The sequence below is a fragment of the Clostridium sp. JNZ X4-2 genome (assembly GCF_054889485.1).
Window position 1 is genome coordinate 3,120,745 of record NZ_CM142685.1, and the last position, 13,925, is coordinate 3,134,669.

Consider the following 13,925-nt stretch of genomic DNA (forward strand, 5'->3'; position numbering starts at 1 on the left):
TGAACCCAGGTTCCCTGTCTAAATTAAAATTATAGAAAATTATAAGCTGTTGGGACTCAACTGAAAACTCATTGAAGTCCAACACTTACCAAAAGTGCATTATCTACTTTTTTCATATCGTTATCTGTCATATGACCAATTTTTTCTTTTAACCTTCTTTTATCCAGGGTTCTTATCTGTTCCAGCAATACTACCGAATCCTTATTGAGGCCATAGGCCTCTGAAGATATTTCCACATGAGTCGGAAGTTTTGCTTTATTTATCTGAGAGGTAATAGCTGCAACAATTACGGTTGGACTATATTTATTACCAACGTCATTTTGTATGATAATAACAGGCCTTACCCCCCCCTGTTCAGACCCAACTACAGGGCTTAGATCAGCATAAAATATATCTCCTCTTTTCACTATTGTTGTCATCTGGCAAATCACTCTCCGAAAGCTTCGCTTCATATTCTTTAAATTCCTTCATGTCACTTGCAAAGCCCATTTCTGAAAATTCAAGATTAAGTTGTGCCATTTCCCTATATCCTTTTTCCATTTCTGATATTCTATTCAACCTTTTTTTCTCACTAATATATAATATGATAACTTCTCTAATAAATTCACTTCTTTTTTTGCAATCTTCCTTAAGTGCCTTGTTGAATTCATTATATAGTGTTTCTGAGAGGTTTATTACTAATCTTTTAGAATTTGACATATACAAATTAATACCTCCTATTACCCTAAGCAAAAGATATACACAATCCAATTATAGTACCAGATCTGCAATCATGTCAAAGAAATTATGTACAATTTCATCATTTTTCTACTTGTATTTTTTTACATAGGGCTTTTTATCTTTATAATTATTCTAATATAGCTTTTCAATATTCTCACTTAAGCATATTATAATTTATATGTAAAAACTTTCAGATATTAATTTAAATATTGTATGTATCAATTTATCTATAATATTTATAAACCGCACCCATACATATTGCAATGAATGCTGTGCTGGAAAAATCAATATTAATCAGGCATTAACTAATCATATATAATTATGTACTACTATACTAAATATAGATATAATTTCATATATTCATGTTATTATACTGTACCAGATTTTAAATTTATATTCATAATTTTGTCATATATGAAAGTAATGTATACATGGTTTATTAAAAAATACAACCTTGCAGCATATATTACATAATTATATAAATTATCACAAAGGCTGTGTACAAGAGTTATTATATTTCATATATGTAATTTTGATTTAACAATTCAGCAGCATATACTGCCAGCTCATAGAAGTACTGGCAGTCATTTTTATCACTTCACTAAATAATTTTTAACTTTTATTACCTTTCCGTTTTTTATATATACTCTTGGAATTCTCTTACTCATCATGCAAAGCACCTCATAGCTTATAGTTCCAAGGATTTGTGCTATATCCTCTGCATTAAACCTGAGGCCATCTTTTTCCCCTATAAGCACGACTTCGTCTCCCTCATTGACTTCACCTACATCAGTTACATCCACCATACACTGATCCATGCATATGTTGCCCACTACCGGAGCAAACTTTCCATTGATTATAACCTTGGCCTTTCCAAACAACATTCTGCTGTATCCATCTGCATACCCTATAGGCAAAGTTGCAATTACACTCTTTCTTTCAGATTTAAATTTTCTTCCATATCCTACATATTGTCCAATTTCCATGGTTTTTACATGAACTACATTGGCTTTTAAGGTCATTAGGGGTTTTATGCTCAACTGGTTTTTATCCACCTCATTGGAGGGATAATACCCATAAATTATTATTCCAGGCCTAACTGAGTCACAATAGGTATCAGGAAGTTCCATTATAGCAGCACTATTAGCTATATCTCTCATATTTATCTTTATATCTTTTTCTACCAGCTTGCTGTAAATCAATTTATATTTTTCAAATTGTTCATGAGAATATGTTTTATTCGCCTCGTCTGCTGTGGAGAAATGTGAAAACAGGCTTTGTATTTCTATGTTTGGCAATTGACTTATTTTGTAAATTTCATCTACACTGTCATCATTTGTCAAAAATCCTATTCTGCCCATTCCCGTATCCAGCGCAATGTGTATCTTTGCAATTTTTCCCTTATCTGCAGCTGTCTTAGACAACTGACAAGCATATTCATATGAAGGAGCTATTGATTCTATATCATAATCCACTATGTCATCAATAAGGGTAGGTGGTAATATACCAAGTACCATTACAGGTGCTTTAATCCCGTTTTGCCTGAGTTCTACTGCTTCATCCAGAACAGCTACTGCCAGTCTTTCCACTCCATTTTCAAGCAGAACCTGGGAAACTTCTACAGCCCCATGTCCATAAGCATCAGCTTTAACAACCCCAATTAATCTCTTGTTGCCTACTTTTAATTTTATCTGACCTATATTGTATGCAAGGTTGTCTAAATTGACTTCCTCCCATACAGGTCTATGATTTTTAAACATAATATACCACCCCTATACATAATTGATTGAATAAAAACAAATAATTTTAATATATTAACTCAATTATATACCTTTTTCATAAAAATTGTGAATATAATTTATTTCAAGCTAACTTATCTTGAACATATCCTCCTTCAGCTCTGGATCTGCCTTAAAATCAGTATATTCCACATCTATTTTGTTTTTTCCGTTGGAATCACATATTTTCAAATACGTTGGTATATTATGTTTTAAATTCACGTATAATTCAGCCTTGCTTATATTTTTATTATTGCCCGGTATATCCAAATGCACGATTTGATACTGTTCATTATTTATTTTTTTAAAGGAGCTCTCAATTTTTTCATTGGTATAAAGCAGTGATATATACTCATTTATAAAACAAAATTTAAATAAGCTGTTGAAACTTTTGTCCATACTGTATTTCTCGCCTTTATTGAGATCTTTAATGAAAATCTCATTTCCTCTGTAGACAATTATCCTATCTTTTCCCAAATCAAACCTATTGCCATACCTGTTGTCATAATATTGTTTACCAATGTAATTTATCTGCTGCTTGTCATTTTGTATTCTAATATTCACATTGCAGCTATAACTATTCAAATCCTTTAAATAATATATTATTTTTTCCCTGTCTTGAATGTCTCTTCCACGAAATAAAAATATAATAAGTAAAACAAAGGATATGCCTATTAGTATTAACAGTTTTTTTTTCATGCCCGCCTCCTGATTTTCAGCTTTTCACTATTAATCTATTCCATTACATCCTTTGATATTACTTTTTTTTAGCTCCTATCCTACCTCATAAATTCTTTTATGGAAAAAGGAAGCTGTTCTAAAATATGGCTGGCATTTACACAGAACATATCACGGGATAATTTTTCTCCGCAGTACCCATGTATAAATGCAGCTATACATGCTGCTTCAAAAATATTATATTTCTGAGCTGCAAAGGAAGCTATAATTCCAGTAAGGCAGTCTCCCATACCTCCCGAAGCCATGGATGCATTTCCGGTAGGATTTACAGCTACTACATTTCCATCAGTAATAACTGTATTATAACCTTTTAAAAGTACGGTCACCTCATTTTCAGCTGCAAAGTCTCTGGCTACTTTTATTCTGTTTTTTCTTATATATTCAATGTCAAAGCCTGTAATTCTGGACATCTCCCCCAGATGAGGAGTTAAAATTACATGGCACTTTTTATTCTTTAATATATGGAGGTTTTCCCTTAACACATTGATTCCATCTGCATCTATTATTACATTTTTTTTAGACGTATTCAGAATTTTATCAATTAGATTCAGGGTACTGTCATTTGATCCCATTCCGGGCCCTATGGCAACAGCATCACTTTTCTCTACAGCCTCTTCCAATTTTAAATCATCTTCAAGAGCAAGTGTCATGCCCTCTATGAGTTTTGAACTGAGTATAGGCTGTATATCTTTGTAACAGCCCAGAGTAACAAGACCTGCACCGCTTCTTACAGCTCCTTCAGCACATATATAAGCAGCTCCTGTAAATCCCCTGGAACCAGCTATAACAAGTACCCTGCCATAATCACCCTTGTAACTTAATTTGTTTCTCGCTTTCAGCTTCTGCTTTATAAAATCCCCATCCATTATAAATTGAGAATCAATAAATTTTTTAACAGCTATTTCAGGAATTCCTATATTCTCCACTACTATTTCCCCGGTAAACACATCACTTCCATATCTCAGGAAACCACTCTTATACAGTTGAAAAGTAACTGTTTTATCTGCCCTTATGCAGTTCCCCATGATTTCCCCTGTATTTCCATTAAATCCTGATGGAACATCTATGGAAACAGTATACCTGCTGTTTTCATTTATCAATGATATAACAGAATCCTGTATCCCCTGTATATTTCTTGAAAGACCTGTGCCAAATATTCCGTCAATAACAACCTGACTCTCCACTATGCTTTTCCTAAGCTGTACCATATCTTCCAGAGAGTTCACTCTATCCAGACTTATATTCAAGTTCTTTAATATATTGTAATTTACTCTGCATTCCTCGCTCATACCTTCTTCTTTCCCCACTAAAAACACATGAACTTTTTTATTTAAATTATACAGATGTCTTGCTATGGCAAACCCGTCTCCTCCATTATTGCCCTTTGTACATATGACACAAAAATTATGGAGATTCTTTAAATCTATATTTTCAATCACCTTTAAAGCTGCATTTTCCATTAGAACAATGCCGGGTATTTTTAACTGGCCTATGGCATAGTTATCTATATTTCTACATATCTCTATGGATGCTATCCTCAATTTCATCAACCTCCATTATTGCATAAGCTATAGCATTATCTACACCATGGGATATACTCAGGTGTATTTTATAGGTCCCACATTTATTAGCCATTAATTTGGCCTTTCCTTTCAATATTACGCTTGGTTTACCTGAAGCTGCCCTGTCTATTTCCACTTCTTTTAAATCAAATCCCCTGAATCCGGTACCCATTGCCTTTACCACCGCTTCTTTTGCTGCAAATCTTCCAGCTACAAATTCAGGCCTTAAATTTCTATTTTTAAGATATTCTATTTCATTCTTACTAAAAACTCTGTCTATAAAATTTTCATGTTTACCAATTGCTTCTTTAATTCTTCTAATTTCAACTATATCCACTCCGATTCCAAATATCAAAATACACTACACCCCCAATTGAATTATATCAATATCTATTATATTTTATATTATATTTATTTGCCGATATAGTAAATAAGAAATTAAATCTATATTAAAAAAAGAGGATTTCTCCTCCCTTCTAATAGGCTATATAATTATTGGTTTGTTTATCAAAATCCAGAATATATTCATCTACATAATCCCCGATTACATCAACTAGATGTATAGGTGATACCCTGTTGTCGTACAGCAGCTTCAGTAAATTATGTACCTTATACCTTTCCGGACTTATACTTCCAACACAATCTCTTTGTACATTCACTAATTTCCCCTCTGATATATCCTGTCTTTCCACTTCGATTCCATAAGATTGAACTTCTATAATCTCATTCTTATATGTTATTGCCAGTTTTTCTTTTAACAGCCTGTAAAAATATACATATTTCATTTTCTCTACTATTTCACTAAAAGTAAAATTCTCAACTATCATAAACGTTTTCCCCCTGCTAATATTATTGACTTAAAAATATATTATCACAGGTCTTAAAAAAAATGTGTCAGTTCATGATTAGCTGAATTATAAATTATCCCTCATATATGACAATAAAAATCTTTCACTTGCTTAACTAAAAGTATAAATATACTTTTATACTATTTATTAACATTTTTTATTGGACTTTTCTGTCGAAGGTACATATATATTGACTATTTATTTTTATAAATTTAAAATTATATGTCTGCACTTGTATATACGCAATAATCAAATTTGCCTAAAACTGAACTATATTTCCTAAAATTCATTTTATATTCATATAATCTTCTATCTGCAAAACCTATGTTTTCCTATGATTTTTATAAGAGGTCTTGACCATATCCATGAACTGGTTGCCGTGGCAGGATTAAAATAATATACTGCCCCACCGGAGGGATCCCATCCGTTTAACGCATCCCTGGCTGCATTCATGGAGCTTTGCTCCATATCGGCATGTATCTGGCCATCCACTATGGCAGTAAAAGCTCCAGGCTGATATATCACTCCAGGCACAGTAGCTGGAAATCGCGGATCCCTGGTTCTGTTTAATATTACAGCCCCTACGGCTACCTGTCCTTCATAAGGCTCTCCCCTGGCCTCCCCATTTATCAAGCGGGCTATAAGCAGCACATTCTGATTATTGCTTTCACTGTTGGATGCAGTATTACCCCCGGAGGCGTTTATTCCCAGAGCTGCCAATGTAGCATCTCCTGCCACACCATCGGAATTCAATCCGTTCTTTGACTGAAAATATTTGACAGCAGTGTAGGTCTGATATCCATAAGCTCCATCTATACTGCCGTTATAGTACCCCCAGTCCTTGAGTTTTGTCTGTATTTGTGTCACTATATTTCCTTTGGATCCATAGGAATAGGCCACAGCTTTTACTGCATTGTTATAAGGAAGCAAAAATAGGGAAGTGGATATATATGTGAATATTATGGCAAGCATCAGCACTATTTTTGTTTTGAAACTTATAATTTTTTTAGCCATAAGACCATCTCTCCTTTAATATTTATTAAACTTACATTTATCCTTGCTTTAATATAGTTTGTGCACAAATATAATAAAAAATACATAAAGAAAAGCTGTCAAAAATGACAGCTTTATAATTTTATCCTACTTTTCTCAATCTCTTTTTCCAGTTTGGTATCAATATGTCTTCCATAATATCATTTATTACTACTATGCCGCACAATTTTTCTTCATCATCTACTACAGGCAGAGAAAGTAAATTATATTTTGAACAGTCTTCTATGGCCTTGTTTATATTTTCATTATGATTTATACTCACTATATCATCTACCATAATGTCTTTTAATCTGGTTTCAGCACCGGATAATATCAGATTCTTTAAAGACACGGCACCTTGAAGCCTTCCCTTGTCATCAACAATATATATATAATAGGATATTTCATCCTCCGGTTTAATTTCCCTGAATAGTTCAATAGTTTCATTAACCGTTATATTTACATTAAAAGAAATAAAATCTTTCTTCATCATACTCCCTGCGGTTTCATCCTTGTAATCCATAAGGGTTTTTACTTCTTCAGCATCTCCTTTTGTCATGTTCAAAAGTATTTTTTGTGCTGTATCTTCATCAACCTCATCCAGAATATCCGCAATTTCATCCTTTGGCATATTAAACAATACCTCATCCCTTTTGGACTGACTTAAATTTTCCAGAATATTGGCCTGTATTTTCGGTTCTATTTCTTCTAAGGTATCTGCCGCCAAATCTTCATCCAAACTCTCAAATACCTTTTTTCTGTAATTCACATCCATATCCTCCAGTATATCTGCCAAATCTGCAGGATGAAGTTTTGATAACTTTTTATAGGGTACAGAAAGTTTTAAATTATTATTTACCATTTCCAGGGACTCCACATTGTCCCAGATTATAAGGCTGTCTTCTGGCTTTTTATTGAGTATATCATAAACTTTTCTTATAATATGTTCCACACCAAATCTTCTTCCTAAAGCTAAAACTCCGGTATCAACAGCCACAACCCTGTATTCGCCTGCCATTTTTGCAATTCTTAGATCATTGACTCTTACTAATTTTTTACCATTTATATCCACGATCTGTTTATCCAGAAGATGCTTTGACAAAAGATAAGAATAACTTTGAAGTATTATTTCCCTTATACCTTCTCCCTTGATTATTATATTATTATTATCTTCATAAAAATTTATATTTTTACATTCACAATTGGATACTTCCATGCCGTCTTTTATCTTATATCCTATAGTTCTGGGCATGCCGTGATCAGTGGATACATATATATCCACAAGTTTTCCCACATATTCATCAAATTCATTATAAACCTTCTTATAAAGAACCTTGCTCAAGAAGAAACTAGTTAATTTTTTCATAAATATTCCTCCCTTGACCTATAGAGAAATATTTAAATCCAATTAAAAAGCTAATAAAACCAATTGATAATTATTATTCAAAAATTAATTCAGATACTTCTCTATACATGTCTATTAAATTTTGTACAAAGTTACACCGGCCTCCATAAGGTCCGTTTTCCATTTAACCACACCACCTAAATTAAAAAATTTAAAAAAGAGCCCTCCCTGAGAGCTCTCCATATAAACTAAAACTTTTTAATCGTCCGAGTTTTAGCACTATATAGCTTTAGACTAAATTTTGTCCAGCTGCATTAGATAAAACCTTAATCCGGTAATATCTGTTGACCCATTGGCATCTCTCGATGTTTCCGGGCATCAGCATATGTCTATATAGGAGCCTCACCTAACATAACAAATATTAAACAACAGTATAAAATATTAGCTAAAATATTAGCATTTACATTATAATTATATTACAAATTTGCCAAAATGCAATAAGTAAATACTAAATTTATCAATATTTATTTACTATCTACTCATTAATGCATTTTTCCCTCATTTTGCTCATTCTAATTTAAAATATCATCTTTTCTTTCATTTGCTCAAACTTAAGATAAATTTTTACTCCTTTATTTATTATATACTATACATTCATTTTAGTACACAAATCATTTTCTGTTATTTCTTATCTTTTTCCTGTTCTTTAAACTGTGTTATACTATGAATAAAATTAAAATTAACAGATAAGATCAGAATGGAGAATGTAAATTGCAATTAAATAAAAAATTTTTACCTATATGCAAAAAAGACATGAAGTTAAATAATATAGAGCAGCTTGACTTTGTACTTATAACTGGAGATGCCTATGTGGATCACCCTTCTTTCGGTACCGCCATAATATCCAGAATTTTAGAAAGGGAGGGCTTTACCGTTGGAATAATAGCTCAGCCAAATTGGAAAAGTGACGATGACTTCAAAAAGCTAGGCAAACCCAAACTGGCATTTCTCATCAACTCGGGAAATATGGACTCCATGGTGAATCATTATACTTCTTCAAAGAAAAGAAGGCATGAAGATCTCTATTCTCCAGGCGGGAAATCAGGCTGCAGGCCCGATAGAGCTCTAATAGTATACTGTAATAGGGCAAAAGAGGCCTATAAGGATGTCCCTATAATAATAGGCGGAATAGAGGCAAGTTTGAGAAGATTTGCCCATTATGATTACTGGAGCGATAAAATAAGAAAAGGCGTACTACTGGATTCAAAATCCGACATACTGGTATACGGCATGGGTGAAAAATCCATAGTACAGATAGCAAACCTGTTAAAATACGGTATGGATATCCATAAAATTATAGATGTGAGGGGTATTGTTTATTGTTCCAAAGATAAAAATCATTTAAAAGATTATATAGAAGTGCCTTCCTTCGAGGAAGTTTTAAAAGATAAAGGCTCTTATGCCGAAAGCTACAAACTTGAATATTTGGAGCAGGATGCCATAAGAGGAAAAACATTAGTACAGAGACATGGAGATCACTATATAATTCAAACTCCCCCCCAATACCCATTAACGGAAGAGGAAATGGATATTGTATATAATCTGCCTTATACAAGAACTTATCACCCTATATATGAAAAAGAAGGCGGTATACCTGCAATAAATGAAATAAGTTTTTCCATTACCAGTCACAGGGGATGTTATGGCGGATGTTCTTTTTGCGCATTGACTTTTCACCAGGGAAGAACTGTACAAAACAGAAGTGAAGAATCAATAATAAACGAAGCGGAACTTCTGACTACACTGGATAATTTTAAAGGATATATACACGATGTGGGGGGACCCACTGCAAACTTCAGACATAAGGCCTGCAGGATTCAGGAGAAAGTAGGAGTATGTAAAAACAGGCAATGTTTATTTCCAAAACCCTGTAAAAACCTCATCATAGATCATAGTGAATACTTAAGCCTATTGAAAAGAATAAGAAAAATTCCCGGCATAAAAAAAGTATTTATACGTTCAGGAATACGATATGACTATCTGATAAATGATAAAAATACGGACTTTTTTACAGAACTGTGCAAATACCACATAAGCGGCCAGCTGAAAGTGGCTCCCGAGCACATAAATGACAGAGTATTAGCACAGATGGGGAAACCCCAAATGGAGGTATATAACAGATTTGTAAAAAAGTTTTTTGAAATAAACAAAAAACTGGGGAAAAAGCAATATCTGGTACCCTACCTCATGTCCAGTCATCCTGGAAGTGATTTAAATGCAGCTATAGAACTAGCCTTATATATAAAAAAAATGGGTTATACTCCAGAGCAGGTTCAGGATTTTTATCCTACACCAGGAAGCCTGTCTACAACTATGTATTATACAGGTACCAACCCTCTAACCGGAGAAAAAGTCTATGTTCCCAAAAAGCAAAAAGAGAAAAACATGCAAAGGGCTCTTTTACAATTCACCCTTCCCCAAAACTACAATCTGGTAAAAGAAGCTTTAATTGCAGCCGGACGTAAAGATTTAATAGGGAAAGGCCCCAATTGTCTGATTTCTAAAAATCCACCCAGAAGAAAACACTCCCGGTAAATATCCTAATAGGTTCACAGCTGTAATTAACAACCAGGAAATGATTTCTTTTTAACTTTATTTAAAGCATAAATCAATACAGCAGTCCAACTCATATCACCAAGTACAGTCTGCACTAAAATTCTCACTCCCAGGAGCCAGGATATATATTCTGCTGCAGTTATGCATGCTGCCAGCACCATCATGTATATTCCAAATTTATTCGGATTGTTTTTGCCCATGAACCCAAGTGCCAAAAATACTACAAAAGTATTAAATATTATATATATCCAATATACATATGAATCTTTGGTAAGATACATGGTATATCCCAGTACAGCCTGGTACTGCTGTACATTCTCCAGAACGACTCCGCAGCTATACATAATAAAGCCATAATACCCCAATAGTATTGCAGATATTGCAAATATATAATAAAATTTTGTATTGTCCTTCCTCATAAAAATATACATCACAGTGAGAGCCGTTAGGGGAATTGCAATTAGATTTAAGAAAAAGGGTATCTTAAGCATATACAAGTATTTAATATTATTGGATAAAAATAAAATAAAAATAGATATATACCTGAACATCATGGCTATTAAAATAAAAAAGGTCATGATTTTCACCTTTACCGGTAAAAATTTAATCCATATAAACCCTTCAATAATCATTATCAGCATAACAGGCAGCAGACAAATATAAATGTAAAATACCATATATTCTCCTTCTTTTAACAGCACTATAATTTATATTTATTAATATTACCCAACTTATATTACTATTTTAAACAAAAACTATGTATTATGTTTAGCTTTTCAATCCATATTTACTCCTAAAACCTCTATTCCGCCTTTTATACATTCTATTAGAAGAGGAAAATCAGGACCTCTTTCACCATCTATATCAGTTACTATATTTTCACTGCAGTCCACTTCTATTTTATTTGATTTAAAATATATAAGACCTGTGGTGTTTTCCAGGTGATCTCCCCTGAGCATTTTTATAAATAGTGTAATAGTATCCTTTATCATGCCCGCCTTTATTATTATAACATCTAAAAGTCCGTCATCTATTTTTGCTTTATAGGCCAGTTTCAAATTTCCAGCAGTCTGCCCGTTAAATACCATCATAAGATACATGTCTCCATGGAAAAATGCAGTTTCAGATTTAACTTTTATCCTAAGCTTTCTCAGATTATGAAGCTGTTCCAGACCCTTGACATAATAAGCTAATTTTCCCATTGTGTTTTTTAAATTTACATCTGTCTTTTGAGAAACATCTGTAAACAGTCCTGTACTGGCCACATTTATGAAATACTTGTCATTTACCTTGCCCAGATCCAGTTTTCTTGGCACACTGTTTACTATCTGCTCGCAAGCTTTTTCAACATTTTCAGGTATACCTATGAACTTTGCAAAATCATTGGCAGTACCTACGGGAAGAATAGCTATGGGTATATTTATATTTAACTTTTTCATATGGTTTACAGCAGTATCTACTGTTCCATCTCCTCCTGCCACCAATATGTATTTATAGGTTTCATCTATTCCTTTAAAAGCCTCTTTCATATTAACCTCAAAACTGATTCTAAAAGGCACTATTTCATATCCATATTTCTGATGTATTTTAATCACCTTATCTATATCGGATATTATGGTATTTTCTCCGGAATACGGATTATAAATAAATTTTACTTTATTCATATTAAACTCTCCTATTATATAAACTTGACAAAATATGTATTAATTAATCTATTCATATTAAACCAAAGATTCCAAATCTCTGCTTATGTCACCTGATATTATATCACCTGAAGCAATAAATCCACAAGATTACTTAGTAATTCCTGTGGATTTATTTATAAATTATTAAATTCTAATTTTAAGATATACCCGGACGTGATATATTGCTTAAAGCATCTCCTGCCTGCTCATTTGTCCCGGTATTGGTTGCCAGATCACCCAAAGATACAATTCCAACAATAGATTCATTTTCTATTATAGGGATTCTTCTTATCTGTCTTTCACTCATTATTCTGGAAGCATCCCTGAGATCCATATCTGGAGAAGCAGTTACGGGATTTGAAGACATTATATCCCTTACTGTTCTGGAATTATAACTCTCACCTTTAACTCCTGACCTTATAGCTATATCCCTATCCGTTATAATCCCTATAATTTTATTTCCTTCACATACTGGAACAGCTCCTATATTATTCTGCTCCATAATCTCAGCTGCTCTTTCTATGGTATCGTCAGCTTTCAAGCTAATTACAGATTTAGTCATTATATCTTTAACCTTCATTTATAAAACACCCCTTTAAATTTAGATTACACAGTGTATTATGTCCTAAGTTAAGGATTATGTTGCTTATAAATTATTGGTATTTTTAGATTTCCTCTTATGTATATATATAGAACAAAAGGCTATGGCACATAAAATCATTATTGGCAATATGAATTTAACAGAAAAAGGATTCCCCAGATTTTTTCCCATTAATGAGTAAGTCACCATTTCCGGTAAAGTTCCTATCAATGTACCAAGGATAAAATCACTATACTTCATTTTTGTGAGCCCCGATGCATAACTTAAAGGATCGTAGGGAAATACGAAAGACAATCTCATTATGGTCATAATTTTAAAGCCGTATTTTTCTATATTTTTATCCAATGTCAAAGCCCTGCCTTTTAAAATCCTGTGGACAAATGAACGTCCAAAAAACCTAGATAAAAAGAAAGCTACTGTAGCCGATCCGAAACATCCAATCATACTCAGTAAAATAGCTATATGAGAATTAAATATGTTTCCTGCAATAATTGACATAAGCGATGCTGGAAATATAATAAGCAGCGGTCTTAAAGTATACATGATAACGAAGATAAGAGCCGAAAATTTTCCATAACTTTGTATATAACTTCTAATATTATATGTATTTATAGAGCATAATTTATCTTTATAAATAAATACTAGTATTATAATAATTAAAATCAAAAATGCAGATATCATATATTTACCAATATTTTTTTTATTTTTTTTCATAAATCTTCAACTATCCTTTTTATAAAAACTCTATAGCTTAATTAAGCCTTAAAAAACATATTTTTTTAATAAAAATTTATAAACTTTACACAAAAAAGCAATCTATTACTTAACTATTTTCATAAAATGAGTTATAATTAGCTTATGTAATTATATACTTTTTACTCAGCTTAGGCAATAAAATATTGTGTTATTTTCAGGGCAAACGCATGAAAAGTTATAATCTCTTATGTCCCAGATAAACTCTGGAATAAATTCTATCATTGCTAAATTTTCACATATGGTG

Annotated in this window: 14 protein-coding genes and 1 riboswitch; of the genes, 1 reads left to right on the forward strand and 13 read right to left on the reverse strand. The window is 32.6% G+C overall.

The annotated features are described in order from the left end of the window. Positions 1-68 precede the first annotated feature (68 nt). From ACYUJ6_RS15035 to ACYUJ6_RS15075, 9 genes are all read right to left on the reverse strand, one after another. On the reverse strand, positions 69-419 hold the full coding sequence (locus ACYUJ6_RS15035) for a type II toxin-antitoxin system PemK/MazF family toxin (RefSeq protein WP_369703081.1): 351 nt from the start codon (positions 417-419) through the stop codon (positions 69-71). After that, positions 379-699, reverse strand: coding sequence for a CopG family ribbon-helix-helix protein (locus tag ACYUJ6_RS15040; RefSeq protein WP_369703082.1), 321 nt, complete (start codon positions 697-699; stop codon positions 379-381). Before ACYUJ6_RS15040 ends, ACYUJ6_RS15035 begins: the two co-directional genes overlap by 41 nt. A 614-nt stretch (positions 700-1,313) precedes the next feature. Beyond that, the gene (gene alr, locus ACYUJ6_RS15045; RefSeq protein ID WP_461843513.1) at positions 1,314-2,480 is read right to left on the reverse strand and encodes an alanine racemase; all 1,167 of its coding nucleotides are present in this window, start codon (positions 2,478-2,480) and stop codon (positions 1,314-1,316) included. Between the two features lie 108 nt (positions 2,481-2,588). Next, positions 2,589-3,197 (reverse strand): germination lipoprotein GerS-related protein, encoded by a 609-nt coding sequence (locus ACYUJ6_RS15050; RefSeq protein ID WP_461843514.1) that lies wholly within the window; start codon positions 3,195-3,197, stop codon positions 2,589-2,591. Positions 3,198-3,277: 80 nt separating this feature from the next. Further along, positions 3,278-4,777, reverse strand: coding sequence for an NAD(P)H-hydrate dehydratase (locus ACYUJ6_RS15055; RefSeq protein WP_461843515.1), 1,500 nt, complete (start codon positions 4,775-4,777; stop codon positions 3,278-3,280). Further along, positions 4,749-5,153, reverse strand: coding sequence for a holo-ACP synthase (acpS, locus tag ACYUJ6_RS15060; RefSeq protein ID WP_461843516.1), 405 nt, complete (start codon positions 5,151-5,153; stop codon positions 4,749-4,751). Before acpS ends, ACYUJ6_RS15055 begins: the two co-directional genes overlap by 29 nt. Before the next feature lie 121 nt (positions 5,154-5,274). Next, positions 5,275-5,625: a DUF6514 family protein gene (locus ACYUJ6_RS15065; RefSeq protein WP_461843517.1), complete on the reverse strand. Its 351-nt coding sequence runs from the start codon at positions 5,623-5,625 to the stop codon at positions 5,275-5,277. Positions 5,626-5,955: 330 nt separating this feature from the next. Then, positions 5,956-6,660 (reverse strand): spore cortex-lytic enzyme, encoded by a 705-nt coding sequence (gene sleB / locus ACYUJ6_RS15070; protein ID WP_461843518.1) that lies wholly within the window; start codon positions 6,658-6,660, stop codon positions 5,956-5,958. Positions 6,661-6,781: 121 nt separating this feature from the next. Beyond that, complete coding sequence (locus ACYUJ6_RS15075; RefSeq protein WP_461843519.1) at positions 6,782-8,044, reverse strand: magnesium transporter; 1,263 nt, start codon at positions 8,042-8,044, stop codon at positions 6,782-6,784. Positions 8,045-8,273: 229 nt separating this feature from the next. Continuing rightward, positions 8,274-8,444: riboswitch (M-box (ykoK) riboswitch) on the reverse strand. Between the two features lie 350 nt (positions 8,445-8,794). Here ACYUJ6_RS15075 and ACYUJ6_RS15080 point away from each other — a divergent pair. Next, positions 8,795-10,618, forward strand: a complete 1,824-nt coding sequence (locus ACYUJ6_RS15080) for a YgiQ family radical SAM protein (protein ID WP_461843520.1) — start codon at positions 8,795-8,797, stop codon at positions 10,616-10,618. 26 nt (positions 10,619-10,644) lie between these two features. Here ACYUJ6_RS15080 and ACYUJ6_RS15085 read toward each other — a convergent pair whose 3' ends face one another. The 4 genes from ACYUJ6_RS15085 to ACYUJ6_RS15100 form a co-directional block, all read right to left on the reverse strand. Continuing rightward, the gene (locus ACYUJ6_RS15085) at positions 10,645-11,316 is read right to left on the reverse strand and encodes a hypothetical protein (RefSeq protein WP_461843521.1); all 672 of its coding nucleotides are present in this window, start codon (positions 11,314-11,316) and stop codon (positions 10,645-10,647) included. Between the two features lie 99 nt (positions 11,317-11,415). Then, complete coding sequence (locus ACYUJ6_RS15090) at positions 11,416-12,303, reverse strand: YegS/Rv2252/BmrU family lipid kinase (protein ID WP_461843522.1); 888 nt, start codon at positions 12,301-12,303, stop codon at positions 11,416-11,418. Between the two features lie 178 nt (positions 12,304-12,481). Beyond that, a complete protein-coding gene (locus ACYUJ6_RS15095) occupies positions 12,482-12,904 on the reverse strand; it encodes a CBS domain-containing protein (protein WP_461843523.1) in 423 nt (140 codons plus the stop codon). A gap of 66 nt (positions 12,905-12,970) precedes the next feature. Next, positions 12,971-13,639: a TVP38/TMEM64 family protein gene (locus ACYUJ6_RS15100; protein ID WP_461843524.1), complete on the reverse strand. Its 669-nt coding sequence runs from the start codon at positions 13,637-13,639 to the stop codon at positions 12,971-12,973. Positions 13,640-13,925: the final 286 nt, after the last annotated feature.